The 26382-nt window shown below is 60.4% G+C and carries 33 protein-coding genes and 1 pseudogene; 16 read left to right on the top strand and 18 right to left on the bottom strand.

The window, feature by feature from the left end:
- Positions 1-4: 4 nt before the first annotated feature.
- From ibaG to mlaF, 6 genes are read right to left on the bottom strand one after another with little or no spacing between them, the layout of a single operon-like run.
- A complete protein-coding gene (gene ibaG, locus E5E97_RS02415) occupies positions 5-262 on the bottom strand; it encodes a BolA family iron metabolism protein IbaG (RefSeq protein ID WP_005306001.1) in 258 nt (85 codons plus the stop codon).
- Entirely contained in the window at positions 262-534 is a 273-nt protein-coding gene (locus E5E97_RS02410) for a lipid asymmetry maintenance protein MlaB (RefSeq protein WP_039213917.1), read from the bottom strand. The genes ibaG and E5E97_RS02410 overlap by 1 nt, the downstream gene beginning before the upstream one ends.
- On the bottom strand, positions 531-1163 hold the full coding sequence (gene mlaC, locus E5E97_RS02405; protein ID WP_017409367.1) for a phospholipid-binding protein MlaC: 633 nt from the start codon (positions 1161-1163) through the stop codon (positions 531-533). The genes E5E97_RS02410 and mlaC overlap by 4 nt, the downstream gene beginning before the upstream one ends.
- Positions 1164-1172: 9 nt before the next feature.
- Entirely contained in the window at positions 1173-1664 is a 492-nt protein-coding gene (mlaD, locus tag E5E97_RS02400) for an outer membrane lipid asymmetry maintenance protein MlaD (protein ID WP_011707620.1), read from the bottom strand.
- A gap of 7 nt (positions 1665-1671) precedes the next feature.
- The gene (gene mlaE / locus E5E97_RS02395) at positions 1672-2451 is read right to left on the bottom strand and encodes a lipid asymmetry maintenance ABC transporter permease subunit MlaE (protein WP_011707619.1); all 780 of its coding nucleotides are present in this window, start codon (positions 2449-2451) and stop codon (positions 1672-1674) included.
- Positions 2451-3251, bottom strand: coding sequence for a phospholipid ABC transporter ATP-binding protein MlaF (gene mlaF, locus E5E97_RS02390; protein WP_011707618.1), 801 nt, complete (start codon positions 3249-3251; stop codon positions 2451-2453). The genes mlaE and mlaF overlap by 1 nt, the downstream gene beginning before the upstream one ends.
- Before the next feature lie 207 nt (positions 3252-3458).
- On the opposite strand from mlaF, the gene E5E97_RS02385 reads away from it, so the two are divergent.
- The 10 genes from E5E97_RS02385 (at position 3459) to npr (ending at position 10273) form a co-directional block, all read left to right on the top strand.
- A complete protein-coding gene (locus tag E5E97_RS02385) occupies positions 3459-4454 on the top strand; it encodes a KpsF/GutQ family sugar-phosphate isomerase (RefSeq protein WP_017409369.1) in 996 nt (331 codons plus the stop codon).
- Positions 4454-5008 carry a 3-deoxy-manno-octulosonate-8-phosphatase KdsC gene (gene kdsC / locus E5E97_RS02380; protein WP_060390588.1) on the top strand — a complete coding sequence of 185 codons (555 nt, stop codon included), beginning with the start codon at positions 4454-4456 and terminating at the stop codon, positions 5006-5008. The genes E5E97_RS02385 and kdsC overlap by 1 nt, the downstream gene beginning before the upstream one ends.
- Positions 5005-5565 carry an LPS export ABC transporter periplasmic protein LptC gene (gene lptC / locus E5E97_RS02375; protein ID WP_016352199.1) on the top strand — a complete coding sequence of 187 codons (561 nt, stop codon included), beginning with the start codon at positions 5005-5007 and terminating at the stop codon, positions 5563-5565. Before kdsC ends, lptC begins: the two co-directional genes overlap by 4 nt.
- A complete protein-coding gene (gene lptA / locus E5E97_RS02370) occupies positions 5552-6079 on the top strand; it encodes a lipopolysaccharide transport periplasmic protein LptA (RefSeq protein WP_016352198.1) in 528 nt (175 codons plus the stop codon). The genes lptC and lptA overlap by 14 nt, the downstream gene beginning before the upstream one ends.
- Before the next feature lie 3 nt (positions 6080-6082).
- Entirely contained in the window at positions 6083-6808 is a 726-nt protein-coding gene (gene lptB, locus E5E97_RS02365) for an LPS export ABC transporter ATP-binding protein (protein ID WP_011707613.1), read from the top strand.
- A gap of 65 nt (positions 6809-6873) precedes the next feature.
- Entirely contained in the window at positions 6874-8313 is a 1440-nt protein-coding gene (locus E5E97_RS02360; protein ID WP_011707612.1) for an RNA polymerase factor sigma-54, read from the top strand.
- 21 nt (positions 8314-8334) lie between these two features.
- Positions 8335-8622 (top strand): ribosome hibernation promoting factor, encoded by a 288-nt coding sequence (gene hpf, locus E5E97_RS02355; protein WP_005305957.1) that lies wholly within the window; start codon positions 8335-8337, stop codon positions 8620-8622.
- A 2-nt stretch (positions 8623-8624) separates the two neighbouring features.
- Positions 8625-9071, top strand: a complete 447-nt coding sequence (ptsN, locus tag E5E97_RS02350; RefSeq protein ID WP_005305951.1) for a PTS IIA-like nitrogen regulatory protein PtsN — start codon at positions 8625-8627, stop codon at positions 9069-9071.
- A gap of 42 nt (positions 9072-9113) precedes the next feature.
- Entirely contained in the window at positions 9114-9980 is an 867-nt protein-coding gene (rapZ, locus tag E5E97_RS02345; RefSeq protein WP_011707611.1) for an RNase adapter RapZ, read from the top strand.
- A gap of 20 nt (positions 9981-10000) precedes the next feature.
- On the top strand, positions 10001-10273 hold the full coding sequence (gene npr, locus E5E97_RS02340) for a PTS phosphocarrier protein NPr (protein ID WP_005305943.1): 273 nt from the start codon (positions 10001-10003) through the stop codon (positions 10271-10273).
- 15 nt (positions 10274-10288) lie between these two features.
- On the opposite strand, the pseudogene E5E97_RS02335 reads toward npr, so the two are convergent.
- The 12 genes and pseudogenes from E5E97_RS02335 to E5E97_RS02280 form a co-directional block, all read right to left on the bottom strand.
- Positions 10289-12192: pseudogene (locus E5E97_RS02335) on the bottom strand (transcription antiterminator).
- 104 nt (positions 12193-12296) lie between these two features.
- Complete coding sequence (locus tag E5E97_RS02330; RefSeq protein WP_118880245.1) at positions 12297-13037, bottom strand: KDGP aldolase family protein; 741 nt, start codon at positions 13035-13037, stop codon at positions 12297-12299.
- A complete protein-coding gene (locus E5E97_RS02325) occupies positions 13037-14152 on the bottom strand; it encodes a DgaE family pyridoxal phosphate-dependent ammonia lyase (protein ID WP_118880246.1) in 1116 nt (371 codons plus the stop codon). Before E5E97_RS02325 ends, E5E97_RS02330 begins: the two co-directional genes overlap by 1 nt.
- Positions 14136-15275: an amidohydrolase/deacetylase family metallohydrolase gene (locus E5E97_RS02320; RefSeq protein ID WP_171279824.1), complete on the bottom strand. Its 1140-nt coding sequence runs from the start codon at positions 15273-15275 to the stop codon at positions 14136-14138. The genes E5E97_RS02325 and E5E97_RS02320 overlap by 17 nt, the downstream gene beginning before the upstream one ends.
- A gap of 43 nt (positions 15276-15318) precedes the next feature.
- Positions 15319-15969: a DUF4310 family protein gene (locus E5E97_RS02315; protein ID WP_011707606.1), complete on the bottom strand. Its 651-nt coding sequence runs from the start codon at positions 15967-15969 to the stop codon at positions 15319-15321.
- Positions 15970-15980: 11 nt separating this feature from the next.
- Positions 15981-16757, bottom strand: a complete 777-nt coding sequence (locus E5E97_RS02310; RefSeq protein WP_016352193.1) for a DUF4311 domain-containing protein — start codon at positions 16755-16757, stop codon at positions 15981-15983.
- A 40-nt stretch (positions 16758-16797) separates the two neighbouring features.
- The gene (locus tag E5E97_RS02305; RefSeq protein WP_171279823.1) at positions 16798-17094 is read right to left on the bottom strand and encodes a DUF4312 family protein; all 297 of its coding nucleotides are present in this window, start codon (positions 17092-17094) and stop codon (positions 16798-16800) included.
- Positions 17094-17459, bottom strand: coding sequence for a glycine-rich SFCGS family protein (locus E5E97_RS02300; RefSeq protein WP_011707603.1), 366 nt, complete (start codon positions 17457-17459; stop codon positions 17094-17096). The genes E5E97_RS02305 and E5E97_RS02300 overlap by 1 nt, the downstream gene beginning before the upstream one ends.
- Entirely contained in the window at positions 17460-17822 is a 363-nt protein-coding gene (locus E5E97_RS02295; RefSeq protein ID WP_045788893.1) for a transcriptional regulator, read from the bottom strand. It abuts the gene before it with no gap.
- Between the two features lie 308 nt (positions 17823-18130).
- Complete coding sequence (degS, locus tag E5E97_RS02290) at positions 18131-19252, bottom strand: outer membrane-stress sensor serine endopeptidase DegS (protein ID WP_011707601.1); 1122 nt, start codon at positions 19250-19252, stop codon at positions 18131-18133.
- 89 nt (positions 19253-19341) lie between these two features.
- Positions 19342-20703, bottom strand: coding sequence for a Do family serine endopeptidase (locus E5E97_RS02285; protein ID WP_011707600.1), 1362 nt, complete (start codon positions 20701-20703; stop codon positions 19342-19344).
- 80 nt (positions 20704-20783) lie between these two features.
- The gene (locus tag E5E97_RS02280; RefSeq protein ID WP_011707599.1) at positions 20784-21164 is read right to left on the bottom strand and encodes a YhcB family protein; all 381 of its coding nucleotides are present in this window, start codon (positions 21162-21164) and stop codon (positions 20784-20786) included.
- A gap of 140 nt (positions 21165-21304) precedes the next feature.
- Here E5E97_RS02280 and zapE point away from each other — a divergent pair, with 140 nt between their 5' ends.
- From zapE to E5E97_RS02250, 6 genes are all read left to right on the top strand, one after another.
- Positions 21305-22399 (top strand): cell division protein ZapE, encoded by a 1095-nt coding sequence (zapE, locus tag E5E97_RS02275; RefSeq protein WP_118880250.1) that lies wholly within the window; start codon positions 21305-21307, stop codon positions 22397-22399.
- Between the two features lie 266 nt (positions 22400-22665).
- Positions 22666-23094, top strand: coding sequence for a 50S ribosomal protein L13 (gene rplM / locus E5E97_RS02270; protein ID WP_005336289.1), 429 nt, complete (start codon positions 22666-22668; stop codon positions 23092-23094).
- 15 nt (positions 23095-23109) lie between these two features.
- A complete protein-coding gene (rpsI, locus tag E5E97_RS02265; protein WP_005336286.1) occupies positions 23110-23502 on the top strand; it encodes a 30S ribosomal protein S9 in 393 nt (130 codons plus the stop codon).
- A gap of 295 nt (positions 23503-23797) precedes the next feature.
- The gene (gene petA / locus E5E97_RS02260) at positions 23798-24388 is read left to right on the top strand and encodes a ubiquinol-cytochrome c reductase iron-sulfur subunit (RefSeq protein WP_011707597.1); all 591 of its coding nucleotides are present in this window, start codon (positions 23798-23800) and stop codon (positions 24386-24388) included.
- A gap of 2 nt (positions 24389-24390) precedes the next feature.
- Positions 24391-25608 (top strand): cytochrome bc complex cytochrome b subunit, encoded by a 1218-nt coding sequence (locus E5E97_RS02255; protein WP_011707596.1) that lies wholly within the window; start codon positions 24391-24393, stop codon positions 25606-25608.
- Positions 25605-26339: a cytochrome c1 gene (locus E5E97_RS02250; protein ID WP_011707595.1), complete on the top strand. Its 735-nt coding sequence runs from the start codon at positions 25605-25607 to the stop codon at positions 26337-26339. The genes E5E97_RS02255 and E5E97_RS02250 overlap by 4 nt, the downstream gene beginning before the upstream one ends.
- Positions 26340-26382: the final 43 nt, after the last annotated feature.

The following is a 26382-nucleotide window of genomic DNA, read 5'->3' as shown; positions in this document are numbered from 1 at the left end:
CAAATCAGGAGGGCAGTAGGAATTTACGTTCGCGTTTCCACTCGGCATCGGTAAAAGCCTTGATGGAGAGTGCGTGAATGGCGTTGCTGGCGATCTTGTCCATCAGCGGGGCATAGATGGCCTGTTGCTTCTTGACCCGGCTCATGCCGTCAAACATGTCGCCGACGGCGATCACTTGGTAGTGACTGCCGTCCCCTTTGACATGGACTTCGGACAATGGCAGAGCCTCGAGGAGTATCGCTTCAATTTCAGAGACTTGCATTATGCGTCCTCAGTTGTGAGCGGGGTTGACTGAAACAATCCGGCCACCCCGTAGAGGTTGGCCAGGGTATAAAAATCAGTGGAGGCGCCCACCAGTTGCGGTGTGGCGCCTCGTGCCAGAGCGGCTTTGGCCCATTTGACCAGCAGGGCAAGCCCTGCCGAATCCAGGGTGGTGACGTCGCTAAGCTCGATCTGGTCTTCCTGCCACCAGTCGGCCCGCCGTTGCCACAACTCAACGACTTGGGCCGCCTGCAGCTCGCCGCTCAGTCTCATGACTTGAGCACCAGCGGTTTGGCATTGTGGGCGCGCAGCTGGGCGATCACCGCATCGATGCCGTTCTGGCGGATGAGGCCACCCAGCTCGTTCTGCTTGGCAGAGAGCAGGCTGATCCCTTCGGCAACCATGTCGAAGGCTTTCCATTCGCCGGTCTTGTTGTTCTTGCGCAGCTTGAACTCGAGGAAAATGTCCGGCTTGCCGGCCTCTTTCACGCTGACGTTGACGGCGGTGATGTTGCTGTCACCGGCGGCCTTGCCCGGCTCGACCTTGACGGTCTGCTTGTCGAAATGGGCCAGGGCGTCGGCGTAGGAGCTCACCATGTACTCGGTGAACACCTCGACGAAGGCGTCACGCTGGGCCGGGGTGGTCTGCTTGATCTGGTTGCCGAGCACCTTGTAGGCGGCGAAGCGGTTGTCTACGTAGGGCAGCAGCTCTTCGCGGATGATTACCCTCAGGTGATCCGGATTGCTCTTCACCTGGGCCTGATCGGCCTTCAGGCGGGCGAAGGTCTGCTTGGCCGCCTGGTCCACCAGGGCATAGGGATCGGTGGCATCGGTGGCTTGTGCGGTCAGGGAAAACAGCATGCTGGTCATCAGGCCCAGCAGCAGGGCGATCTTCTTGAACATGGTTACTCCTTACTTGCTGTCTGATTTGGTGTCGGAAGACTGGCTGTAGAGGAACTTGCCAATCAGGTCTTCCAGCACAATGGCGGATTTGGTGTCTTCAATCATGTCGCCATCCTTGAGCATGCTGGTGCCCATCTCCTCATCGGTAAAACCGGGCATCAGGCCTATGTACTGCTCGCCGAGCAGCCCCGAAGTCAGGATGGAGAGGGTACTGGTCTCGGAGAACTCACCGGCGCTCTTTTGCATCTGCAGAGAGACGATCGGCACCTGGCTCTTGGCGTCCAGAGTGATGTCGCTGACCCGACCGACGACCACGCCGCCCACCTTGACCGGTGAGCGCACTTTCAGGCCGCCGATATTATCGAAATGGGCGCGCAGGGTATAGGTTTCTCCTTCCGGTTTGAAACTCAAACCTGCCACTTGCAGTGCCAACGCCAGAATGGCACCGATGCCGGCCAGCATGAAAGCGCCAACCAGGAATTCTACTTTGCTGAACTTCATCTTTACCTTATCCAAACATGACTGCGGTGAGTATAAAATCCAGGCCGAGCACGGCCAGGGAGGAGTGGACCACGGTACGGGTCGTGGCCTGACTGATCCCGGCCGAGGTCGGCTTGGCATCATAACCGTTAAAGAGCGCAATCCAGGTGACCACCAGGGCAAAGATCAGGCTCTTGATGGCCCCCTGCATGATGTCATCCTGCCAGTCGACGGAGGCCTGCATGGCGGACCAGAAGCTGCCTTCGTCCACCCCCAGCCAGTCGACGCCGACCAGCTTGCCGCCGAAGATGCCGATCAGGCTGAACATGAAGGCCAGCAGCGGCATGCTGATGACCCCGGCCCAGAAGCGCGGCGCGACGACCCGGCGCAGCGGATCTACGGCCATCATCTCCAGGCTGGAGAGCTGTTCGGTGGCCTTCATCAGGCCGATCTCGGCGGTGAGGGCCGAGCCGGCGCGGCCGGCAAACAGCAGCGCGGTCACCACGGGGCCCAGCTCCCGCAGCAGGGAGAGGGAGACCAGCGGCCCCAGACTCTGTTCGGCACCGAAGTCCTTCAGTACGTTGTAGCCCTGCAACGAGAGCACCATGCCGATGAACAGGCCCGACACCAGAATGATGGCGACCGACTGCACCCCGACCACATACAACTGCTGCACCAGCAGCGGAAAGTGCTTGCGCGGCGCGGGTTTGCCCGCCAACGCGTGAAACAACATGATGGTGGCGCGGCCGATGGCGCTGATGAATCGCACCCCGCTTCGCCCCAGTTTGCTTACCTGGCTTGTCAACATCAGAGATCCTGTAGCAGGTCGCCTGCCGGAAAATGAAACGGAACAGGACCGTCGGGCAATCCTTTCAGGAACTGCTCGACCTCGGGATTGTGCTCCTCGCGCAGCTGGGCCGGCGTGCCGTGCGCCACCACCTTGCGGTTGGCGATGATATAGGCGTAGTCGGCAATGCTCAGCACCTCTTTCACGTCGTGGGTGACGATGACGGAGGTGATGCCGAGGGCATCGTTCATATCCTTGATGAGCTTCACCAGCACTGCCATGGTGATGGGATCCTGGCCGACGAACGGCTCGTCATACATGATGAGGTCCGGATCCAGCGCGATGGAACGGGCCAGCGCCGCGCGCCGGGCCATGCCGCCGGAGAGCTCGGACGGCATCAGTCTTGCCGCGCCGCGCAGGCCCACCGCCTGCAGCTTCATCATGACGATGGTGTGGATCAGCTCCTCGGGCAGGCCGGAGTGCTCACGCAGCGGGAAGGCCACGTTGTCGTACACCGTCATACCGGTAAACAGGGCGCCGCTCTGGAACAGCATGCTCATCCGCTTGCGCACCTCGTACAGGCGCGAGCGGGAGAGGGTAGGGATATCTTCCCCGTCAAACAGGATATGACCGGATTCGGGCTTGAGCTGGCCGCCGATCAACCGCAGCAAGGTGGTCTTGCCGATGCCGCTGGGGCCCATGACCGCAGTGACCTTGCCACGGGGAATGGTCAGGTTTATCCCGTCGTATAACAGCCGATCTCCGTGACTGAAGGTCAGGTCGGAGATGGTGATCAGGTCATCGTTCAAACAATTGTCCATCCGGTGTAAATGAAGAGCGAATTTTATGGGCTAGTCTAGGTCTAAGCAACAGCAAGGAACAACTATTGAACAGCCTGCCTGTCCAGACGCGCGACAGTTTTTTGTAACCAATTGTCTCTCTTTTCAGGTCGGGAAGTATCCGATTCGCTTATCTCGACAGACTTTTTTATAATCCCGCAGCAAATTTCAGCCCGGAGCTGTGCTTTTATGTCTGTAAAGTCTGAAAAAGTGTCTGAACTGTTCGATTTTCGTCGCAGCGCCCGTACCGTGCTGGACATCGAGAAACAAGCGATTGATGGACTCTACCAGTACCTGAACGATGCCTTCGATCAGGCGTGCGAGATGATACTGCGTTGCAGTGGCAAGATAGTGGTCACCGGCATGGGCAAGTCAGGTCATGTCGGAAGCAAGATTGCGGCCACCCTGGCCAGCACCGGCACTCCCGCCTTCTTCCTCCATCCGGGTGAAGCCAGCCACGGCGATCTGGGGATGATCTCCGGCGGCGATCTCATCATCGCCATCTCCAACTCCGGCGAGAGCGACGAGATCCTGGCCCTGTTGCCGGTGCTCAAGCGCCGCGGCATCCCGCTCATCTGCATGACCGGCAACCCGGCCTCCACCATGGCGAAAGAGGCCAACGTGCACCTGTGCATCAAGGTAGAGAAAGAAGCCTGCCCGCTGGGGCTGGCACCCACATCCAGTACCACAGCGACCCTGGTGATGGGCGATGCGCTGGCGGTGGCCCTGCTGGAGGCCCGCGGCTTTACCGCCGACGATTTCGCCCTCTCTCACCCGGGTGGTTCCCTTGGCAAGCGACTGCTGCTGCGGGTCGGCGATCTGATGCACAGCGGCGAGTTGTTGCCCCAGGTGGGGATAGATGCCACCATCAGCCAGGCACTGCTGGAAGTGAGCCGCAAGGGGCTCGGCATGACGGCCGTGGCCGATGCCGATGGCCGCCTGGCCGGCCTGTTCACCGACGGCGACCTGCGCCGCATTCTGGATTTGCAGGTGGATATCCACCACACCCCGATCAGCCGCGTGATGACGGTCAACTGTGTTACCGTGGGACCAGAGATGATGGCAGCCGAGGCCGTCAAACTGATGGAAACCAGAAAAATCAACGGATTACTGGTTGTGGATGGCGACAAGCGCCCGCTGGGTGCCTTCAACATGCATGACCTGCTGAAAGCCGGAGTAATTTGATGCAAAACGTACCGACCCTCTATGGTCCGGTGACGCGCAGCCAGTTTGAGAAGGCGGCGCAGATCCGCCTGCTGGTGTGCGATGTGGACGGAGTGCTCTCCAACGGCCTCATCTACATGGGAAATGACGGCGAAGAGCTGAAGACCTTCTGTACCCGCGACGGTGCCGGTATGCGCGCGCTGCTCAACGCCGGGATCGAGATTGCTATCATCACCGGGCGCAACTCCCGCATCGTCAGCGATCGGATGAAGAGCCTGGGGGTGCAGCACCTGGTGCAGGGGGCGGATCAGAAGCTGCCTCATTTCGAGGCGCTGCTGACCAAGCTGGCACTGACCCCCGAGCAGGCGGCCTACATCGGCGATGACACCATCGATCTGCCGGTGATGCAGGCCTGTGGCCTCGGCATCGCCGTGGCCGATGCCCATCCGCTGGTGCTGGCGCGGGCCGACATGGTGACACGGCTGGCCGGCGGTGTTGGCGCGGTGCGCGAGGTGTGCGATCTCATTTTGCAGGCCCAGGGGCTGGGTGACTATCAGCCAGAGGCCTCGGTATGAGCAGACAGACCCTGTTGTTCGCCCTGCTGTTCCTGGTTGCGCTGGCGGCCTGGCAGCTCGGCGACATCGAACTGGCGCCGGAGCCGACCACCAAGGTGGAGAATTATCAGCCGGACTTTACCGCCAAAAATCTGGTGACGACCCGCTTCGATGTCGAAGGCCGTCGCACCGAGCGGCTGGAGTCCCGCTACGCGGAGTACTACCAGATCCTCGAGCAGGCCACTTTTGACAAGCCGGTGGTCTACATGTTCGACAAGCAGGGCGAGCCCGAGTGGAAGGTCACTGCCGATACCGGCGTGCTCAACACCGATGACAACGTGATCCTGCGGGACAAGGTGCATCTGGACGGCTTGCTGCCCACCTCTTTCATCTCCACGCTGGATACCCCCTATCTGGAGCTGGATCTGGTGACCCAGAACGTGAGAAGCAATCAGCAGGTCAGCATAGTGGGTAAGGATTTCCAGACCGAGGGCGTCGGCCTGAAGGGTCATCTGGAACGCAAATATTTTGAATTACTGGATCAGGGCCATGCCATCTATTTCAATGAAAAACGCTAATCTGGCCCTCGCGGCTCTGCTGCTGTGCGGCACCGTGAGCGCCAAAGAGTCCGACTTTGCCGAGAAGGTCTATGTGGATGCGGTCAAGCAGGTGGCCGAGATGCAGGACAACCGCATCACCTTCGAGCAGGATGTGACCATCACTCAGGGCACCATCAAGATCAAGGCGGACAAGGTGGTGGTGATCCGCTCCGGCGAGAAAGGTGCCGAGGTGATGACGGCCTATGGCAAGCCTGCCACCTTCTTCCAGATCTTGGACAACGGCAAGCCGGTCAATGCCCATGGCAACAGCATCCGCTATGAGCTGAAGAACCGGTTGGTGACCATCACTGGCAACGGTCAGCTCAAGCAGGAAGATAGCCAGGTCAATGGCGACTTGATCCGTTACGACATCGTCAAACAGAAGATGATTGCCGAGAGCAAGACCCCGAACCAGCGGGTCAAGACGGTGTTCCTGCCGGATCAGGTAGAGAATTTCGACAAGCCGGCCGATCAGAAGAAGCAGGGAAAATAAACCATGGCAGTGTTGAAAGCAGCCGGCCTGCAAAAAAGTTACAAGCGCCGCATGGTAGTGAGCGATGTGAGCCTGGAAGTGGGGACCGGCCAGATCGTCGGGCTGTTAGGCCCGAACGGCGCCGGCAAGACCACCTCCTTCTACATGATAGTGGGGCTGGTGCAGAGCGATGCCGGCCTCATCACCATCGATGATCAGGACATCAGCCTGCAGCCCATGCATATCCGCGCCCGCAACGGCATCGGCTATCTGCCGCAGGAGGCCTCCATCTTCCGTCGCCTGTCGGTGTTCGACAACCTGATGGGGGTCATGCAGACTCGCAAGGGATTGAGCCGCGAAGAGCGGGAGGACAAGGTCCAGCAACTGCTGGAAGAGTTCAACATCACCCATATCCGTGACAGCCTGGGGCAGAGCCTGTCGGGCGGGGAGCGGCGCCGGGTCGAGATCGCCCGGGCACTGGCTGCCGAGCCGCGTTTTATCCTGCTGGATGAACCCTTTGCCGGGGTCGACCCCATTTCTGTGATAGACATCAAGAAGATCATCCAGCATCTCAAAGATAGAGGCCTGGGCGTCTTGATCACCGACCACAACGTCAGAGAGACTCTGGACGTATGTGAGAAGGCCTATATCGTCAGCCACGGCAAGATGATTGCCGAAGGTGCACCGGCCGACATACTGGCCGACGAACAGGTCAAGCGCGTCTATTTGGGCGATCAATTCAGTCTATAGTAAGGGGGCATCTCTTCATTTCCTGTGACGACTGCCTCGCTGAACATAAGGATATCCCGACGTAGATGAAGCCGACATTACAGTTGCGTCTCGGCCAGTCCCTGACCATGACGCCGCAATTACAACAAGCGATTCGTCTGCTCCAGCTCTCCACTCTGGAACTCCAGCAGGAAATTCAGCAAGCGCTCGACAACAACCCCTTGCTGGAGCAAGAGGAAAATGATGTGCAGGAGACCAGCCCGGAAGAGCCGGTCGATGCCAGCCAACTCGACTCCAGCGATGCCATGTCCCAGGACAACATGCCGGACGAACTGCCGGTAGATACTACCTGGGAAGAGGTCTACTCGGCCGGCACGGCCCAGAGCGCGGGCCCGATCCACGACGGTGAAGACAGCATCTATCAGGGCGAAACCACCGAAAACCTGCAGGATTATCTGCTGTGGCAGATGCGCCTGACGCCGTTTAGCGACGTGGATGCCGCCATCGCCCTCGCCATCATCGACGCCATCGACGAATCCGGTTACCTGACGGTATCGCTGGAAGATATCCAGACTGCGGTAAGCAGCGAGGATGTCGAGGTGGAGCTCGATGAAGTGGAGGCGGTGCTCAAGCGGGTGCAGCACTTCGATCCGGTCGGCATTGCCGCCCGCTCGGTACAGGAGTGCCTGCTGATCCAGCTGGGCCAATACTCCCCCGACCTGCCCTGGCTGAACGAGGCCAAGGAGGTGATCCTCGAGCACATGGACTTGCTCGGCAATCGCGACTACCGCACCTTGGCTCGCAAGACCCGGCTCAAGGAGAGCGACCTCAAGGAAGTGCTGGATTTGATCCAGCAGCTGGAGCCGAGGCCTGGCAACGGCGTCATCCAGAGTGAATCCCAGTATGTGATCCCGGATGTTTCCGTGGTCAAGAAGGGTAACAAGTGGGTGGTCGAGCTCAACCCGGACTCGGCCCCGCGCATCCGGGTCAACGAGACCTATGCCGCCATGGCCCGTCAGGCTCGTACCAGCCAGGATACCCAGTTCATCCGTTCCCACCTGCAGGAAGCCAAGTGGTTCATCAAGAGCCTGGAGAGCCGCAACGACACCCTGCTCAAGGTGGCCAGCTGTATCGTCGAGCAGCAGCAGGGCTTTTTCGAATACGGTGAAGAGGCCATGAAACCCATGGTGCTCAACGACATCGCCGAAGCGGTGGAGATGCACGAGTCGACCATCTCGCGGGTCACAACCCAGAAGTACATGCATACGCCGCGCGGCATCTTCGAACTGAAGTTTTTTTTCTCCAGTCATGTCAACACGGAGGGAGGAGGAGAGTGCTCATCGACCGCAATTCGCGCGCTCATCAAGAAGCTGGTGACGGCGGAGAATCCCGCCAAGCCGCTAAGTGATAGCAAGATCGCGGATTTGCTGGCCGAACAGGGTATTATGGTGGCGAGACGCACGATCGCAAAGTACCGTGAATCCTTGTTGATCCCGCCATCCAATCAGCGCAAACGCCTGGTTTAGGCAAAACAAAAGGAAGACGTTATGCAAATTAACCTGACCGGACACCATGTCGAGATCACCGAAGCTCTGCGTGATTATGTGAACAACAAATTTGCCAAACTCGAGCGTCACTTTGACCACATCAACAATGTTCATGTGGTGTTGAGCGTAGAAAAACTGAACCAGATCGCCGAAGCCAAGCTGCATGTCAGCGGGGGTGAGGTGTTCGCCAATTCGCAGCATGCCGACATGTACGCTGCGATTGATACCCTGCTGGACAAGCTGGATCGGCAGATCATCAAGCACAAAGATAAGTTAAATCAAAAATAACCATGCAACTTGAACACATACTGAGTCGGGACTGCACCAAAAGTGCGGTCCCTTGTACCAGCAAGAAACGCGCCCTGGAGATCATCAGCGAGTTAGCCGCTGAGCGTCTGGGGACCTCTCGTCAGGTGCTCTTTGAGTGCCTGCTGGCGCGAGAAAAAATGGGCAGTACCGGGATCGGTGCCGGTATCGCCATTCCCCACGGCCGGATCGGCGACGAGTTTCCGCCGACCGCCATCCTGATGACCTTCGCAGAGCCGATCCCCTTCGATTCCATCGACAATCAACCGGTTGACCTGCTGTTCGCCCTGCTGGTGCCGGAAAGCGAGTGCAAGCAGCACCTCAAGACCCTTTCCCTGATGGCATCCAAACTGGGCGACAAGGCGGTATGCCGCCAGTTGCGCCAGGCAACCAGCGACGAAGAACTCTATCAGATCATGACATCGGCCTGAGATGCAGGCCCTTGCAATGACGCCAAGCGGTGAGGGAACAAGATGCAATTAATAGTGGTGAGTGGGCGCTCCGGCTCGGGCAAGACAGTTGCCCTGCGTGTGCTGGAGGATCTCGGTTATTACTGCGTGGATAACCTGCCGGTCAACCTGCTGCCCCAGCTGATCGTCTCGGTCGAGAGCCAGTATGACAAGCTGGCGGTCAGCATCGACGTGCGCAACCTGCCGGCGAGCCCGGACAAGCTGGAAACCCTGCTGGCCCAGGTTCGCAACGAGGGGCGGGTGGAGTTCTCGAGCTTCTTCTTCGATGCGGAAAACTCCACCCTGCTCAAGCGCTACGGCGAGAGCCGCCGGCTGCACCCCTTGTCACGCAATCAGTTGTCGCTGGACGAGGCGATTCGGGAAGAGACCCACCTGCTGGCGCCGCTCTCCTCGACGGCCGACCTGCGCATCGATACCACCAACCTCAGCATTCACGACCTGAGCGAGCTCATCAAGACCCGGGTGCTCGGCAAGAAGGAGAACGAGCTGGTGCTGGTGTTCGAGTCGTTCGGCTTCAAGTACGGCATTCCCAAGGATGCCGACTTCGTGTTTGACGCCCGCTTCCTGCCAAATCCGCACTGGATCCCCGAGCTCAAGCCCTTCACCGGCAAGGATGAACCGGTGGCCCGCTACCTCTCCAGCCAGCCTGACGTGATGCAGTTCATCCTGCAGATCGAGAACATGCTGGCGACCTGGTTGCCCCATCTGGAGCGCAACAATCGCAGCTATGTGACAGTCGGTATCGGTTGCACCGGTGGCCAGCACAGATCGGTGTTCATTGCCGAGCAGCTGGCCGGCGCCTTCCGCCTGCTGGGCAAGAACGTCCAGATCCGCCACCGCACCCTCGACAAGAGTGCGCCGCAATTTTGATGGACCAATAGGAAGATCAGATGACCGTCTCAGCCTCGGTGGAAGTGAAAAACAAACTGGGCATGCATGCCAGACCGGCCATGATGCTGTTCGAGCTGGTGCAGGGGTTCGATGCCCACGTGTTGCTGCGCAACGAAGAGGGGGTCGAAGCCGACGCGGACAGCGTGATCGGCCTGTTGATGCTGGACTCCGCCCAGGGCAAGCAGGTGGAAGTTCAGGTGGAGGGGCCCGAGGAAGTGGAGGCCCTGGCCGCCGTGGTGGCGCTGTTCACCTCGGGCTTCAACGAGGAGTAACGCACCTCGGCATGCTCAAGGTGCGCTGCGTGCCAGCGCCTTGAAGGCGGCAAAATCCCGACAAGCCAGCAGACTCCTGCTGGCTTTTTCGTTCATCAGTGCCAGGAACAGGTCATAGAGCCCCATGGCCTCTTCGTAGTCGGCCTTGGCGATGGCCAGCACGAAGACGAGGGTGGCGCTCTCGCCGTTGCCCCAGTCGATCCCCTGCGGGGCCAGCACGGTATAGACCAGCGTCCGGCGCGCCAGCAGGCCGAGGGAGTGGGGCAGGGCGATGCCGTCCCCCAGCATGGTGGAGACGATCCGCTCCCGCTCCTGCAATGATCCCCGAAAGCTGCTCTCCACCAGCTCCTCCGCCTCCAGCTGGCTGCAGATGCGATCAAACAGCGCCGCCTGGCTGAGCGGCTCGGTGACCACCATGAAGTGGTCGGCATCGAAGTACTTGTCGAGCAGGTAGGGGCGGGTGCGATCGACCAGCACCAGCTTGCCGAGCTGCTCCAGCTGGTACTGGGTCGGGAAGGGGGCGACCTGCACCACGGGCACGTTCTTCTCGCCGGCCTTGACGGTGCTGATGACGAAATCCTGCTCGATCCGCGCCAGCCCTTCGTAATCCCGTACCGACTCCAGCATGGTCAGCTGCAACTGGGGATACTCCCGCTTGATGCGGGCCTCCAGCACCCGGAAGGTGGCGTTGCCCGCATCGCATAGCAGCAGCGCCTGGGGGCGGCGGGTGTAACCGATGTCGTAGTGACGTTCCAGTCCGACACCGATGTGGATCACCAGATAGCCTATCTCGTGGTGGGTCAGCCGATAGGGAGTCTGCCTGATCCACTCCGAGATGGCCGCCAGCGTGATGTCATAGGCGAGGGGATAGTACTGCTTGATGTGGTCCGCCAGCGGATTGTGGCTGCCGATTTGGTATTTGACCCGCAGCAGCATGGCGCTGATATGGGTCTGCAGGTCGGCCCGCAGTTGCAGATCGCCGCGCAGGTCATAGGGGTAGTGCTGGTGGATGTAGGCCAGCAGATGCTCCACCAGCTGTTCGCTCTCGGCCGCCATGGCCGGGCTGAGCTGGGGAGCATCGGCGGTGAGGCGGGCCTGGATCTGGATGGCGAGGCAGGCTATCTCCTCCTCCCCCGGCGGGGTCAGGGTCGGCAGCTCGCCATAGATATCGCGGGCAACCGCCAACAGAGGCGCCGTGAGATCCTCGCTGGTGAATTGGCGCTGCTCGTGGCCGGCCGCCTGGCGCAGCAGGGCGACGGCGCAGTAGATGGCGAGCTGCTGCAGACTCTCGTCGGCCAGGCGCAGCTGATGACGGCCGAGCTGCTCGTGGATGTGATTGCCCACTACCTCCAGCGTCTTGCTGGGACAGAGGTTGGGCAGCAGGCTCTGCAGCGGGTTGCTGTGCAGCAGTTCCTGATAGAGCAGTTGGGTGAGGCAGGCGCGGATGGCCGTCTCGCCCCCTGGATCCGCATCCCCTGCCTGGGTTTGCTGTCGATGGCGAGTCCGAAGTGGGCGAGCCGCTCCCGTACTTCCGCCATGTCCCCCTGCAGTGCCGCCCGGCTCAGATACCAGGTGTCCGCCAGCTCGTCGAGCTTGATGCTCTGCTCCGCCGTCAACAACAGGATCTGCAGGTGCAGCACCCGCTCGCGGCTGGTACGAGGCAGTCCGCTCTCCTGCTCCTGGGCCACCAGCAGCGCCGCGAACAGTTCCTGATTGTAGATCTTGAGCTGGTAGCCGCTGCCGCGCTGGTGGATCAGGTGGGCGCCCCGGGTGGCGATGAGTTCGTTCAGGGTCGCCACGTCGGTGCGCACGGTGCGGGTGGAGACATTGAGGCGGCGGGCCAGCTCCTCCTGCGGCAGCGGTTCGGCGTGGAGCAGGGTGAGCAGTTGATGGAGTCTGGGGTGGGGCAGCTTGATCATGAGGGGGGAACGGACTCCTGTCGCGGAATGAAAAATCGATGTTAACAAGCGGGTCATTAACAAGCCAGGCACCGGTCAGTGATCGGACCGGTGCCTGAGGGTTGTCAGGCCAACAGCCGCTTCACCGTGGTCAGCAGGGTACGCACGTCCTCGGGACGGGTCTGACCGCTCGCGCTGTCGATGATGGAGCTGTAGATATGGGGGATCACCTTCTCGACCCCGGCATCCAGCGCAATCCGCACTATCTCCTCGAAGTTGTCGAGATCGATGCCGCCGGTGGGCTCCAGCCAGAAGCCGTGGCGAGCGCAGGCCTCGGCCACCGCCTGATACTCGACGCGGCAGGCCAGTCCGCCCATGGGGAAGAACTTGACCGAGCTGCCGCCCATGTCCTTGAGCAGGGCGATGGCGGTGTCGATGGGGACGATGCCGTCGGGCTGCTGGCTGCTCAGGGGACCGGTGGAGATCTTCACCATCCCCGGGGTGCCGGTGGGGGAGACAAGGCCATTGACGAGGGTGTCAGACTGGCCGAGCAGTGTCCGGCTGGCGCCGATCCCGGTGAACACCTGGTTGACGTGCTGGGGCTGCAGCTGGCGAGCCAGCTCGGCCACCATGGCAGACTGGCGTGGATCGCCGGCTCCCAGCCCGATGGAGAGGGCGTTGTCGATAAGCTTGGCGTAGGCCTGCATGTCGGCCACCGCGGAGGGTACATCCGGGTAGTTTTTGGAGAGCACGCCGACCAGCACGTGGCCCTCGGCGGCTTCATAAATGTCGACGGCATTCTGTCGGGAGCCGGCCAGCACGTTGAGGCAGACCCGATCGCGGTAGTAATTGGGAGTCAAAGACATCAGTTGTTCTCCTGAACGAGGTGGGCAATGGCGGCATGGATCTGGTCGAGCTGGGGCAGGGTGACGCTGCGCACGTCTATCTCGATGTGCCCCTCGTTGGCCTTGTAGCCACGGCAGTAGATGGCAGGTGTGCCTTGCTGCAGACGGGCGACGACCTGCACTGTGGTCATGCCGAGCTGCTGGTGGTCGAAGGCGATGTCGGTGCGGGCAATGTCGCGCCCCGCGCTGTCCCACACTACCTTGGCGCTGACGCCGGGCAACTGGTTGAGGCGCTCGATGAAGGGGGTCATCTTGGCGACCATGGCGGCGCCGCTCTCCTTCTCTTTGGTCAGGTAGCGCTCTATGGCGTGGGTGAGGCCGAGGATCCCCTCCTTGCCCACCTTCATGGCACGGCCGATGCCGTTGGCCTGCTGCTTGACCCACTCCACGTACTGGCGCTTGCCGAGTACCAGCCCGCTGGTGGGCCCTTCGATGGCCTTGGCGCCGCTGTAGATGACCAGATCCGCCCCCTGGTTGTAGTAGAGACGCAGATCCTCCTCGGCCGCCGCATCAACGATGAGCGGGAGCCTGTGGGCCTTGGCCACCTCGGCTGCCTCGGCCACCGACAGAATGCTCTTCTGCACGCAGTGGTGGGACTTGATGTAGAGGATGGCTGCAGTGTTGGCATTGATGGCGGCGGCCAGCTGGGCGGCAGAGCACTCGTTGGCGTAGCCGGCCTCCACCACCTTGCCGCCACCCAGGTTGACCATGGTGCCGACCGGGGCGCCGAAGTTGACGTTGTGTCCCTTGGGCAGCACGATTTCGCTCGGCACATTGTGGGCATGGGCGTGCAACTGCTCGAGGCGGTAGGGGTCGCCGCGCACTATCACTGCGGCCACCGACTGGGCGATGCCGGCGCTGGCGCAGGAGACCACCACCGCATCTTCCACGTCCAGCAAGCCGGCCAGGTAGGCGCCGGTCTTGTTGACCAGATCCTTCACCTCGAAGTAGTGGCCGAGGCCGAAGTTGACCGCGTCGACCACCTCCTGTTCGGGGGTGGAGACGCCGAGAATGGTCATGCGTCCGGAGGCATTGATCACCGGTTTGAGCTGATATTTCTCATACACAGAAGGCATGGTGTGATTTCCCATAGTGAGTCAGAACCAGTTCGCCACCGACCAGGGTGGCGAGGGGCAGCAACTGCCGATCGCCATTGCGGGCGCCGGCTTCGGTATCGGTAAAGAGGGTGGGGCCGCTGCTCACCTCGAACAGGGTCAGATCGGCAGCGGCGCCCACCTCGAGTCGCCCCTTGCCGGGCAGGCGCAGGGCATCGGCGGCATGGTGGGTGACGCAGGCCAGCACCTGCTCCAGCGTCATGCCGATGGCGAGAAATTTCGACATCACGTGGGCCAGGCTGTAGACCGGTCCCTTGATGCGGTTCTTGCAGTAGATGTCGGAGCTGATGGTGCGGGGCAGGATCCCCTGGGCAATGGCCAATTCCGCCACCTCGAAACTGAAACTGGCGCCGCCGTGGCCGATGTCGAGCAAAAGGCCCCGTTGCATCGCCTCACGCACCGCCTGGCGCAGTTCACCGGCCGGGGTCAGGATACGGTTGGGCTTGCCGTTGAAGCAGTGGGTCAGCAGATCGCCATCGCCCAGCAGGGCGACAATCTCGTCCAGATCCGGCGGCGTGTTGCCCACGTGTACCATCAGCGGCAGCCTACCGTGGGCCTGTTGCAGTGCCTTGGCCATGCGCAGCGGCTGCAGGCCGTTCTCACCCACCACGCTGCCGCTCATCCGCGCCTTGATGCCGACGATGAAGCCGGGGTGGCGGGCAATGGCCGCCGAGGCGAGATCCATATCGAGGTCCCGGCTGTCGGCCAGCTCGTTCTGGCGCAGCAGGCCGATGCGGGAGATGTTGAGCAGGGCGTGCACCCGGGTCTTGCAGCCGGCGGCGAGACGCTGGAAGTCATCCACGTCGTCGGCCCCGGTGCTGCCGGCGTCGATGACGGTGGTGACGCCGGACTCCACGCCCACCTTGTCCGGCTCATCGTGATAGATGGGGGAAGCGGGATAGCAGTGGGTGTGGCCGTCGATCCAGCCGGCGCTCACATGCACCCGGCCCCCGAGATCCAGGATCTGCTGCGCTGCTGCCGTCTCCGGCAGGGTACCGATGGCGGCTATCTTGCCCTCCCTGACGGCGATATCGACGAGCTGGCCATCTCCCTGGCGCCCCGCTCTGATGATGATGTCGTACATGCTAGATGGCCTCTCGAGCGCCGCCCCGCAGGGCGGCGGATGGTTATGCAAGCGCAACCGGGAAGAAGGTACCGAGCAGCATGGCCCCCAGGATGGCACCGCCGGTGATGGGCTTGCCCCACACGTAGAACAGCAGCGCACCCAGCAGAGAGCCGATGCCGATCGGAATCGAGGCGCCCATGGCGGAGAGGATGATTAAGGGGCCGAGGAAGCGGCCCGAGCTGTTGCCAGCCCCCATCATGACGTCTGCGCCGTAGGTGGAGTTGCTCTGATTGATGGTGAACTTGCGTGCCAGGATGATCACGTAGCCGATGGCCAGACCAATCCCCATGCCGGTTGCCAGGGAGGCACCGAAGTTCTCCACCGGATAGACGATGCCGGCCCCCAGCAGCAGGGCGGGCACGCCGAGGCCGACCCCGGTCTGGATGGCGCCGCCGATATCCAGGATCCCCACCAGGGAGCCCTCGATGATGCGGGCAAACAGGAAGCTGGCGCCGAAAGCCGCCACCGCACCATAGGCACCGGTGTCCATGCCGGCCTTGAGCATGGCGACGAAGGCCACCTCGTTGAAGGCGCCGACCCCGTACAGGTAGAACATGTGGGTACCGGCGAAGACCCCGGCCGACAGCAGGCCGACAAAGATGGGGAAGGACCAGTCGGCGTACCAGAAGTTGTTTTTCAGTTTCTCATCCACGGTGTGACCCCTTATTTGCCGCTGAGCAGGTTATGGACGTTTTCCAGCCACAGGGGAACCCCCAGATGGAAGGACTCGATGAGTTTCATGTCGAAGCCGCGGAAGAAACCGCTCAGCACGAACAGCAGGACGATGGCTGCCATCATCACCTTGGTGACATGGTTCCAGCCGCTCTCTTCCACGCCCTTGCCGATCAGGATGCCGAGCACCAGGCCCGGTACCGCGTTGCCCATGATGAGCTGGGCCAGACCGCCGAAGATGGTGGCCCAGAAACCGGACTTCTTGCCCGCCTCGATGGCGGCCAGCCAGAAGATCACCGGCATGACGGTGTTGACCAGCAGGTTGGCGGCCGGTACCAGCACCTTGACCGCGGTGACCTGCAATGCGGCCGGTACGGCGGCGGCCGTGCTGTTGAGGAAGGCGACCACGATGGCACCTATGATGCCGCCGGCAATGGCCATCTTCTTCGGGTCGTGCAGGGTGGTGGCAAGATCCCGGTTCTTGAACAGCAGTGCCGCCGTGGCCCAGTGCGGAATGATGCGGTGATCCACATCCTGGGTGAAGGCGCCGGCTGCCACGGTGGAAGCCCAGGCGTTGAAGAAGAAGCCCAGACCAAACGAGAAGTGGGAGGCGGGGTCCCCTTCACAGGAGTTGAGCTCGCCCAGGGTACGGAAGGCTCCCATGCCCTGCACGGTCGGCGCATGGAACATCCGTGCCGCGCCGGCCCCCACCCCGACGCCTACCAGGCCGCCGATGATGAGTGACTTGATAAATATGATTAGAAACATCCAACGTATCCTTCTTGTGGGGTGGTACCCGCGGGCGGCGTCACACTAGGGTGAACGTCACTTGCTCGGCATCCAGGCTGGTGACCTTGACCGTGATCGCCAGCTGGACCCGAAATTCGCGGCGCTGGCGCGGCAGGAAGAAGAACAGGAACTTCTCCACCCGGACCGACTCTTCGGCCTTGAGCACCTGCACCTCGAGCGGCTCGATGCGCAGCATCACCCGCGGGTTGTCCTTGAGCAGCGTTGGCTGCACCTGGCTGAGGGCGGCGGCGAACGCCTGCTGGCGAGTCGACCCCTTGCCGTTGACCATGACCTGGGTGGTGAAGTCCTCTTTCATCAGGCGCGTCCGTGTTTCTTGGCGAAGGCTTCGATCAGTTTCTGACCCAGCTCTTCCTTGTCCATGAAGCCGAAGCCCAGCACCACGCACCCTTCGTTGATGGCGGTCACGCCCTCTTCGATGGAGCGCATGCCGTAGCGGCACTTGTAGCCGTACTTGGTCTGGGCCGTGATGGCACCGGCGCCGCCGCTGCCGCAGAAGGAGATGCCGAGATCCGCCTGCTCCTTGTTCATCACGTCACCGAGCTTCATGTCGGCGGCCATGCCGGGGATGATGGTCACGCTGGCGCCGGCGGTTTCCGCGCCTGCCCCCACTTTCTGGCCCTTGCCGAGTCGATCACCGATCACGAGTTTGATGGCTGTCATTTAGCTTTCTCCTTTCACTGAGCTGAGTTCGTTTTCTTTGGCAACTTCGAAATGGACGGACAGCAGATGGGCCTCTTCATAGGCCAGATTGTCCAGCCAGGCGACGACCTGTTCGGCCAGGCGCAGGGAGAGGGGGGAGATCTCCTCGAACAGGCTGAGATCCACCTCCGGCAGTGATTCACCGCTGTAGGAGCGCCACACCATGGCTTTGACGTGGGAGGCCAGCATCTGCCGCTGTACCTCGTTGGGGTGGATGCCCTGCTCGCCGAGCAGGGTGTGGATGCGCGCCAGCGTGTGGTCGGTCTGGCGCAGCAACGCCGGGCTGTCCGGGGTCAGGTTCTGGTCATGGGTCTCTGTGTGCAAGATCTGCTCTCCAAGGCTGGCAGAAGGGATAGCGCTACCCTAAGCCGACAGTAGAGGAGAGAGGAGGCACGGTTTTTCCGATTCGAAGCGGAAATTCCCGCACGCCTGGGCTGAAAACGGTGATTTTTGTGGGGTGGAGGGAAAAAGGGCTGCTATCGGGGCCGATTTTGTGTGATCGAGGGCGCACTTGGCCCGTCGAGTCGGGCCGACAAGGCTTGCTGGAAACTGTGAGTCGCCTCACGGATGGGGGAGTGTAGGAGAAGCAAACAGGGGCGGTTGACCGCCCCTGTCGAAGGGGATTGGCGGGATCAGCTGGCGGTGGCGGCGCTCGCGCTGGCCCGGTTCTGGTAGCGCAGATCCTCTTCGATGGTGACCTCCACCTCCAGCGGCTTGCCGTCACGGATCACCGAGATGGTGAGCTTGGTGCCCGGCCGGCTCTCGACGATCTTGTCCATGGCGGTACGCACGCCGCTGATGGCCTCGCCGTTGATCTTGAGCAGCACGTCGCCCCGCTTCAACCCGCCTCTGGTGGCCGGACCGTTGGGATCCAGGCTCTCTACCACCAGGCCGCGCAGATCGCCCAGGTTCATCATGCGGGCGACGATGGGGTTGATCTCGACGCTGGAGATGCCGAGGTAGCCGCGGATCACCCGGCCGTTGGCGATGAGCTCATCCATGATGCGCTTGGCCAGCTTGTAGGGGATGGCGAAGCTGATGCCGTAGCTCTCCTGGTTGCCATTGAGGTGGTAGGCGGCGGTGTTGATGCCCACCAGATCGCCGCGGGCATTGACCAGGGCGCCCCCCGAGTTGCCCTCGTTGATGGCGGCGTCGGTTTGCAGCAGATCCTGCCGGCCGTTGCTGTCCGGGCCCATGCTGGAGAGGCCGATGCGGCCGGTGGCGCTGATGATGCCCTGGGTGATGGTCTGGCCGACGTTGTAGGGGTTGCCGATGGCGAGCACCACGTCACCCACGTCGGGCAGGCGCTCCGGATCCTGCGGGATCACCGGCAGATTGTCCGACTCGATGTAGAGCACCGCCAGATCGGTCAGCTGATCGGAGCCGACCAGCTCGGCGCTGAATACCCGCCCATCCTGCAGCGCAACGATGATCTGGTCCGCATCGGCGATGACGTGATAGTTGGTCAGCACGTGGCCGCGCTGGCTCATGATGACGCCGGAGCCGAGCCCCTGCGGCCTGAGCTCGGCCTGATTGCCCTGGTTGCGGGCGAAGCTGCGGGTATAGATGTTGACGACCGCCGGCCCGGCGCGGTGGGCGGCGTAGGAGAAACTCAGTTCACGGGCATTGGTGATGAGGCCGGGCAGCTGGGCCCCGCCACGGAAATTGGGAAACAGCAGCAACAGAAGAGCCGCCACGGTGAGACCGAAGCCGACAGACTTGCCCAAGTAACTGACTAGAGGGGGGATTTTCATGTCATTCTCATCCGTACATACAGCGCGCAGAGAATAACACTATCGGTGGATAAAAATCACCCGCGGCGAGGGCCGCGGGTGAGAGGGAGTTAACGGATCACCAGATAGAGGGAGGATTCCCCGCGCTGGATGTTCAGCGCCAGCACATCCGGCTTGTTCTTCAACGCCTTGCTCAGCTCTTCCAGCGAGTTGATGCGCAGGCGGTTGACCCCGATGATGATGTCACCCTTCTGCAGGCCGGAAGCGGCGGCAGGCGAGCGCGGATCGATGTCGGCCACGGCCACGCCGGTCACCGGCTCGGCGGTGGTGCTCAGCTTGGCCCCTTCCAGTGCCGGGTGCAGGGCGCTGGCCAGGATCTCGCTGTCATCCGCCTTCTTCAGCGTGACCTTGACGGTCTGCTCCTTGCCATCGCGGATGAGGCCCAGAGCGACCTGCTTGTCAGCCCCCATGGTGGCGATCTTGGCGCGCAGCTCACCAAACGAGCGGATGGCCTTGCCATCGATGCTGATGATGATATCGCCGGCCTTGATGCCCGCCTTGGCGGCGGCGGAATCAGGCATGACCTGGTTGACGAAGGCGCCATCTTTCTTGTTGTAGCCGAAGGTCTTGGCGATTTCGGAGGTAAGCTCGGTGCCGGTGATGCCCAGTTGGCCGCGGCGCACTTCACCGTATTTCACGATCTGCTCGGACAGGTCGCGCACCATGTTGGACGGAATGGCGAAGCCGATGCCGATGTTGCCGCCGTTCGGGCCCAGGATGGCGGTGTTGATGCCGATCAGCTCGCCGCGCAGGTTGAGCAGGGCGCCACCTGAGTTGCCGGAGTTGATGGCGGCATCGGTCTGGATGAAGTTTTCCAGATTTTCGATGTTGAGGCCGCTGCGGCCAAGCGCACTGACGATGCCGGAGGTGACGGTCTGGCCGAGGCCAAACGGGTTGCCGATGGCCAGTGCATAGTCACCGACCCGCAGCTCGTCGGAGTCGGCAAACTTGATCTGCACCAGATCCTCGGCCTTGATTTGCAGCAGCGCGATGTCGGACTGCTTGTCCTCGCCGATCTTCTTGGCGGCGTATTCACGGCCATCCTTCAGGTTGACCTTGATCTCGTCCGCCTCGTGCACCACGTGGGCGTTGGTGATCACGTAGCCCTTCTTGGCATCAATGATGACGCCGGAGCCGAGCGCCTGGAAGGGCTGCTCGCTCACCTGCTCGTCGGGCATGTTGGGACCGAAGAAGAAACGGAACTGTTCCGGCAGACGCTGGCGGGTGATCTTCTTGCCGGAGACTGAAATGTTGACCACGGCAGGAGTGACCTGCTCGAGCACCGGCGCCAGGCTCGGCATCTCCTGATTGTTCGCCAGCAGAGAGGGCAGTGCAGCCTGTACAGGGGCCGCAGACATGGCGATACCGACACTGAGGGCTAACACACTGAGCACAGAAAGAGGTTTACGCATATGAAAAACAGCTCCCAGAAAAGTTGCAATGCAATCGTCAAGGTCTGACCACGCTACCGCGCAATTAGTTCCGCAGGGAACTAACTGGACTGCTTGAGCAGACCGGAGGCCCCGGCATAGTCACGGGGTGGTACGCCCGGTTCTTCATTGGCCGGGACATCGCTGCTCTCGTCGAGCAGGGTTTCACGGAACAGCGGCTCCTGAGCCTTGGCCAGGAACTTGCTCTGCTCCGCCATATGGCGATAAAGGGTCTGGTACTGCTCGGCCAGCTGCTCCATCAGGGCGGCGCTGTCGGCGAAGTGGGTATTGATCTGGCCCTGGTAGCTTTCCAGTTCCTTGTGAGCCTTCTTCAGTTCTTGTTCCAGACGGCCGGCATCCCGGCTGCGCACTGTGAAGCGGCCGATGATGACACCGATAATCAAGGCGGCGACAGCCAGCAGGATTCCGTTTAACAGACTCATAGATGCTCCTTGTTACAGCTAAATCAATGTGGGTTGATGCGGCCAAAGCGGCCGCTACGCCTTGATGGCACTATACCGTGCACCCCGAGAGCGTGATACCATTTTGTCCTTCATTCAGGGACTTGAAGGCAATCGACAGGATGACCCCGCAGCAAAAGTATCAGCAGGATTTGCAGCGCCCCGGCTTCGTGGCCGACCCCGCCCAGGCGATGGCAGTGGCCCGTCTGGAGCGACTCTATCAGGATTTGTGCCAAACCCCGACTCCGACCAGATCCCGCGGCCTGCTGGGCTGGCTGCAAAAGCCAAAACCCCGCCCGCCCATCCTGGGTCTATATATGTGGGGCGGAGTGGGCAGAGGCAAGACCTGGCTGATGGATACTTTTTTCGACAGCCTGCCGGGAGAGCGCAAGCTGCGCATTCACTTCCACCGTTTCATGCACCGGGTGCATGATGAGCTCAAGGGGCTGACCGGTCAGGCCGATCCGCTCAAGCTGATCGCCAGCGAGCTGGCCGGCGAGACCGACGTCATCTGCTTCGACGAATTTTTCGTCTCCGACATCACCGATGCCATGCTGCTGGGGACTCTGTTCCAGGAGTTGTTCGGCCATGGAGTGGTGCTGGTGGCGACCTCGAACATACCGCCGCAGGATTTGTATCGAAATGGTCTGCAGCGGGCCCGTTTTCTACCGGCGATCGCGCTCATCGAGCGCCATTGCGAGATACTTAACGTGGACGGCGGCACCGACTATCGCCTGCGTACGTTGGAGCAGGCGGAGATTTATCATTTTCCGCTGGATCAGCAGGCAAAATCCAATCTGGATCGCTATTTTCGGCAGTTAACCGGGCTGGAAGAGGCCCGGGCGGGCAGTGTCGAGATCAATCACCGTCAACTGGCGTCGCTGGGGATGGGGGAAGGTGTGCTCTATATGGAGTTTGAGCAACTTTGCTGTACTCCCCGCTCACAGGGCGATTACATCGAGCTGGCCCGGCTGTTTCACACCGTCCTGCTGGCCAATGTGCAGCCAATGGGGGCGGGCACGGATGACGCGGCGCGCCGCTTCATCGCCATGGTGGATGAGTTCTATGAGCGGCACGTCAAGCTGATCATATCGGCGGCGGTGCCGATGCAGGAACTCTATGGCAACGGGCTGCTGAATTTCGAGTTCAAACGTTGTCTTTCACGGCTTCAGGAAATGCAATCGCACGAATACCTTGCCAGAGTGCACCTTCCTTAGTCACAATACCGCGCCTGCCAGTCGGATGGGCATCTGCGGCAGGTAGGGCCGGGCGACATTTGCTAGCTTCATGGCAGTGAAATTAGCAGGTGATATTTAAGGCAACTTCACTTATAATCGCCCGGCCCACGTTACAGCTGTCGATAAGACAGCAACACTTTAAGCTTTACTTGTATTCGAAGGGGTACAGGTAGGCCATCGTTTGTTGTTTGTGGGAGAGCCCCCATAAGCAATTGGGTCTGTAACAGGTAATTGGGTTTAACTTAATGAAAACTTTCGTTGCCAAGCCAGAAACCGTAAAACGTGACTGGTACATTGTGGACGCAGAAGGTAAAACTCTGGGTCGTATCGCAACCGAGATCGCTGCTCGTCTGCGTGGTAAGCACAAAGCTGAGTACACTCCGCACGTTGACACCGGTGATTACATCATCGTTGTAAACGCTGAGAAGGTACACGTAACCGGTAAGAAATTTACCGACAAAATGTACCATGCTCACTCCGGTTTCCCGGGTGGTATCAAGTCCATCAGCTTCGACAAGCTGATTCAGCGTAAACCGGAAATGGTAATCGAAGCTGCCGTCAAAGGCATGCTGCCGAAGGGTCCGCTGGGCCGTGCCATGTTCCGTAAGCTGAAAGTTTACGCAGGCGCCGAGCACGCTCATGCTGCTCAGCAACCTCAAGTACTGGATATCTAACGGGAACTGGCAACAATGGCAGAAAATCAATACTACGGTACCGGCCGTCGCAAAAGCTCCACTGCTCGCGTATTTATCAAAGCGGGTAGCGGTAAAATCGTAATCAACCAGCGCTCCCTGGAGCAGTACTTCGGCCGTCCGACTGCCCGCATGGTAGTTCGTCAGCCGCTGGAACTGGTTGAGATGACCGAGAAACTGGACCTGTACATCACCGTTAACGGTGGTGGCATCTCCGGTCAAGCTGGTGCGATCCGCCACGGTATCACTCGTGCTCTGATGCAGTACGATGAAACCCTGCGTTCCGAACTGCGTAAAGCAGGCTTTGTTACTCGCGATGCCCGTAAGGTTGAGCGTAAGAAAGTCGGTCTGCACAAAGCTCGTAAGCGTCCGCAGTACTCCAAGCGTTAATTCGCTTTTGGTACGCACTCTCGCGAGTGTCAAAAAAGCCTGGCCATGTGCCAGGCTTTTTTTATTGGTAATATTACCAACGGTATTGCTAACACCACGTCACAAAAGACAAAAAATTGTGTATTTATTGTTTTTGACCTTCGCTTCTCTTTCTTGTCAAGTTGTTATCTTTTCTTTAAAATTCCCTCGGTTTTTCTGTGACAATTGTAACTCCGCTTCCGCCGCTGTTGTCACGGAAGAAAGGGGAACAGGGACACAATAAGAATGTGCGGAGTCCACATGGGAGAGTTTTTGGATGAGCAATGCGCCAGTTGATACCGGTCGCCGCAGATTTCTTACCTGGTCAACGGTCGCCGTTGGTGGGGTAGGAGCTGCTTTTACCGCAGTGCCGTTTATTAAGTCATGGAACCCGAGTGCCAAAGCCAAAGCGGCGGGTGCTCCGGTAGAAGTGGATATCAGTAAGTTGGAACCAGGCCAGCTCATCCGTGTTGAGTGGCGAGGCAAGCCGGTCTGGGTGGTGAAACGCACCAAACAGACGCTGGATGCCCTGGCCGCGCACGACGACAAGTTGCGCGATCCGGCTTCCGACGAGCCCCAGCAACCCGACTATGCCCACAACGGTTACAGATCTATCAAGCCGGAGATCTTCGTAGCCGTCGGGATCTGCACTCATCTGGGCTGCTCCCCCTCCTATCTGCCGGACAGCTTTGGCGAGCAGGTGCAGGGCGTGACCTCAGGCTTCTTCTGCCCCTGTCATGGCTCCAAGTTCGACATGGCAGGTCGAGTGTTCCAGGGGGTGCCAGCACCCTTGAACCTGGTCATTCCGCCGTACAAATATCTTAGCGACACCACCATCCTGGTCGGTGCCGATGGCAAGGAGGCCTGACCATGTTTGCCAAACTGATGGGCTGGATTGACTACCGCTTTCCGCTCACTGCCATGTACAACGACCACATGGCCAAGTATCCGGCGCCCAAGAACCTGAACTTCTGGTACTTCTTTGGCTCGCTCGCCATGCTGGTGCTGGTCAACCAGATCATCACGGGTATCTGGCTGACCATGAACTACAACCCCTCCGCCGAAGGTGCCTTCGCCTCCGTGGAGTACATCATGCGGGATGTGGACTACGGCTGGTTGCTGCGTTACATGCACTCCACCGGCGCGTCTGCGTTCTTCATCGTGGTCTATCTGCACATGTTCCGCGGCATGATCTACGGCTCCTACCAGAAGCCGCGCGAGCTGCTGTGGATCTTCGGCATGTTGATCTTCCTCTGCCTGATGGCGGAAGCCTTCATGGGCTATCTGCTGCCGTGGGGCCAGATGTCATTCTGGGGGGCCCAGGTCATCATCTCGCTGTTTGGTGCCATTCCGGTCATCGGTGACGATCTGACCTTGTGGATCCGCGGTGACTACGTCATCTCCGGCGCTACCCTGAACCGCTTCTTCGCGCTGCACGTCATCGCCCTGCCGCTGGTACTGGTGATGCTGGTGGCCATGCATATCCTGGCGTTGCATGAAGTGGGTTCGAACAACCCGGACGGCATCGACATCAAGAAGCACAAGGACGAGAACGGCTGGCCGCTGGATGCGGTGGCATTCCACCCCTACTTCACCGTCAAGGACATGATCGGGGTCGCAGGCTTCCTGTTCCTGTTCTGCGCCATCATCTTCTTCAAGCCGGACATGTGGGGTTATTTCCTCGAGAAACCGAACTTTGAAGTGGCCAATGGTCTGAAGACCCCGGCGCACATCGCCCCGGTCTGGTATTTCACCCCCTTCTACGCCATCTTGCGGGCGGTGCCTGACAAGCTGCTGGGCGTCATCATGATGGGGCTCTCCATCGTGGTGCTGTTCCTGCTGCCCTGGCTGGATCGCTGCAAGGTTCGTTCGGTGCGCTATCGCAGTACCCTGCACAAGCTGAACATCGCCCAGTTCGTGGTCTGCTTCATCATTCTCGGGGTGCTCGGCGTCTTGCCATCGACTCCGACCCTGACGCTGATCGCCCAGATCTGTACCCTGGGTTATTTCGGGTTCTTCGTCCTGTTGTTCTTCTACAGCAAGAATGAAAGCACCAAGCCGCTGCCGGAGAGGGTGACATTTAAATGAAAAGAATAATTTTTGCAGTGCTGACCCTGCTGCCGTCGCTGGTGTTTGCCAACACCGGGGCAGTGCACCTGGACAAGGCCAACTATGACCTGAACGACAAGGCGTCGTTGCAGCGTGGTGCGGCTACCTTCATGAACTACTGCTTTGGCTGTCACAGCACCCAGTACCAGCGTTACAACCGGGTGGCGGCAGACATTGGCATTCCGGAAGATCTGATGGCGGCCAACCTGATCGTCAATGGTGCCAAGATCGGCGATCTGATGGAAAACTCGGTGCCGGACAAGGATGCGGCCAAATGGTTTGGCGCCCCGCCCCCCGATCTGACGCTGGTTGCCCGGGTACGTGGTGCCGACTGGATTTACACCTACCTGCGCTCTTTCTACGTGGACGAGACCCGTCCGTTTGGCGTGAACAACGTGGTATTCCCGTCCGTGGGCATGCCCCATGTGCTGGAGCCGCTGCAAGGCACGCCCCGCGCCGAGTTCGCGACCCACACCGTCGACGGAGTGGAAGTACAGCAGGTTGTCAGTGTCAAATCTGACGGCAACGGTGAAATGAATAACGAAGAGTATGATCAGACGGTACTGGATCTGGTAAACTTCTTGGTCTACTCGGCTGAACCGGTACAACAGGAGCGCGAACGCATGGGCTTCTGGGTACTTGGCTTCATCGTGATCTTCTTCATCTTCACTGTGCTGTTGAAGAAGGAATTCTGGCGCGACGTTCACTAAGCGACCAGATCCGGGTAATATAATGCACGGCAATGAAGACCAA

Origin of the sequence: Aeromonas sp. 2692-1 (assembly GCF_013085505.1) — a bacterium.
In the GTDB taxonomy this organism is placed as follows: Bacteria; Pseudomonadota; Gammaproteobacteria; order Enterobacterales; family Aeromonadaceae; genus Aeromonas; species Aeromonas hydrophila.
The sequence above is the reverse complement of the archived record's forward strand: the minus strand, read 5'-3'. Positions and strand labels throughout refer to the sequence as shown.

Coding starts and splice junctions, on each gene's coding strand:
- ibaG (WP_005306001.1), bottom strand. CDS start 262: ATGCAAGTCTCTGAAATTGAAGCGATACTCCTCGAGGCTCTGCCATTG.
- E5E97_RS02410 (WP_039213917.1), bottom strand. CDS start 534: ATGAGACTGAGCGGCGAGCTGCAGGCGGCCCAAGTCGTTGAGTTGTGG.
- mlaC (WP_017409367.1), bottom strand. CDS start 1,163: ATGTTCAAGAAGATCGCCCTGCTGCTGGGCCTGATGACCAGCATGCTG.
- mlaD (WP_011707620.1), bottom strand. CDS start 1,664: ATGAAGTTCAGCAAAGTAGAATTCCTGGTTGGCGCTTTCATGCTGGCC.
- mlaE (WP_011707619.1), bottom strand. CDS start 2,451: ATGTTGACAAGCCAGGTAAGCAAACTGGGGCGAAGCGGGGTGCGATTC.
- mlaF (WP_011707618.1), bottom strand. CDS start 3,251: ATGGACAATTGTTTGAACGATGACCTGATCACCATCTCCGACCTGACC.
- E5E97_RS02385 (WP_017409369.1), top strand. CDS start 3,459: ATGTCTGTAAAGTCTGAAAAAGTGTCTGAACTGTTCGATTTTCGTCGC.
- kdsC (WP_060390588.1), top strand. CDS start 4,454: ATGCAAAACGTACCGACCCTCTATGGTCCGGTGACGCGCAGCCAGTTT.
- lptC (WP_016352199.1), top strand. CDS start 5,005: ATGAGCAGACAGACCCTGTTGTTCGCCCTGCTGTTCCTGGTTGCGCTG.
- lptA (WP_016352198.1), top strand. CDS start 5,552: ATGAAAAACGCTAATCTGGCCCTCGCGGCTCTGCTGCTGTGCGGCACC.
- lptB (WP_011707613.1), top strand. CDS start 6,083: ATGGCAGTGTTGAAAGCAGCCGGCCTGCAAAAAAGTTACAAGCGCCGC.
- E5E97_RS02360 (WP_011707612.1), top strand. CDS start 6,874: ATGAAGCCGACATTACAGTTGCGTCTCGGCCAGTCCCTGACCATGACG.
- hpf (WP_005305957.1), top strand. CDS start 8,335: ATGCAAATTAACCTGACCGGACACCATGTCGAGATCACCGAAGCTCTG.
- ptsN (WP_005305951.1), top strand. CDS start 8,625: ATGCAACTTGAACACATACTGAGTCGGGACTGCACCAAAAGTGCGGTC.
- rapZ (WP_011707611.1), top strand. CDS start 9,114: ATGCAATTAATAGTGGTGAGTGGGCGCTCCGGCTCGGGCAAGACAGTT.
- npr (WP_005305943.1), top strand. CDS start 10,001: ATGACCGTCTCAGCCTCGGTGGAAGTGAAAAACAAACTGGGCATGCAT.
- E5E97_RS02330 (WP_118880245.1), bottom strand. CDS start 13,037: ATGTCTTTGACTCCCAATTACTACCGCGATCGGGTCTGCCTCAACGTG.
- E5E97_RS02325 (WP_118880246.1), bottom strand. CDS start 14,152: ATGCCTTCTGTGTATGAGAAATATCAGCTCAAACCGGTGATCAATGCC.
- E5E97_RS02320 (WP_171279824.1), bottom strand. CDS start 15,275: ATGTACGACATCATCATCAGAGCGGGGCGCCAGGGAGATGGCCAGCTC.
- E5E97_RS02310 (WP_016352193.1), bottom strand. CDS start 16,757: ATGTTTCTAATCATATTTATCAAGTCACTCATCATCGGCGGCCTGGTA.
- E5E97_RS02305 (WP_171279823.1), bottom strand. CDS start 17,094: ATGAAAGAGGACTTCACCACCCAGGTCATGGTCAACGGCAAGGGGTCG.
- E5E97_RS02300 (WP_011707603.1), bottom strand. CDS start 17,459: ATGACAGCCATCAAACTCGTGATCGGTGATCGACTCGGCAAGGGCCAG.
- degS (WP_011707601.1), bottom strand. CDS start 19,252: ATGAAAATCCCCCCTCTAGTCAGTTACTTGGGCAAGTCTGTCGGCTTC.
- E5E97_RS02285 (WP_011707600.1), bottom strand. CDS start 20,703: ATGCGTAAACCTCTTTCTGTGCTCAGTGTGTTAGCCCTCAGTGTCGGT.
- E5E97_RS02280 (WP_011707599.1), bottom strand. CDS start 21,164: ATGAGTCTGTTAAACGGAATCCTGCTGGCTGTCGCCGCCTTGATTATC.
- zapE (WP_118880250.1), top strand. CDS start 21,305: ATGACCCCGCAGCAAAAGTATCAGCAGGATTTGCAGCGCCCCGGCTTC.
- rplM (WP_005336289.1), top strand. CDS start 22,666: ATGAAAACTTTCGTTGCCAAGCCAGAAACCGTAAAACGTGACTGGTAC.
- rpsI (WP_005336286.1), top strand. CDS start 23,110: ATGGCAGAAAATCAATACTACGGTACCGGCCGTCGCAAAAGCTCCACT.
- petA (WP_011707597.1), top strand. CDS start 23,798: ATGAGCAATGCGCCAGTTGATACCGGTCGCCGCAGATTTCTTACCTGG.
- E5E97_RS02255 (WP_011707596.1), top strand. CDS start 24,391: ATGTTTGCCAAACTGATGGGCTGGATTGACTACCGCTTTCCGCTCACT.
- E5E97_RS02250 (WP_011707595.1), top strand. CDS start 25,605: ATGAAAAGAATAATTTTTGCAGTGCTGACCCTGCTGCCGTCGCTGGTG.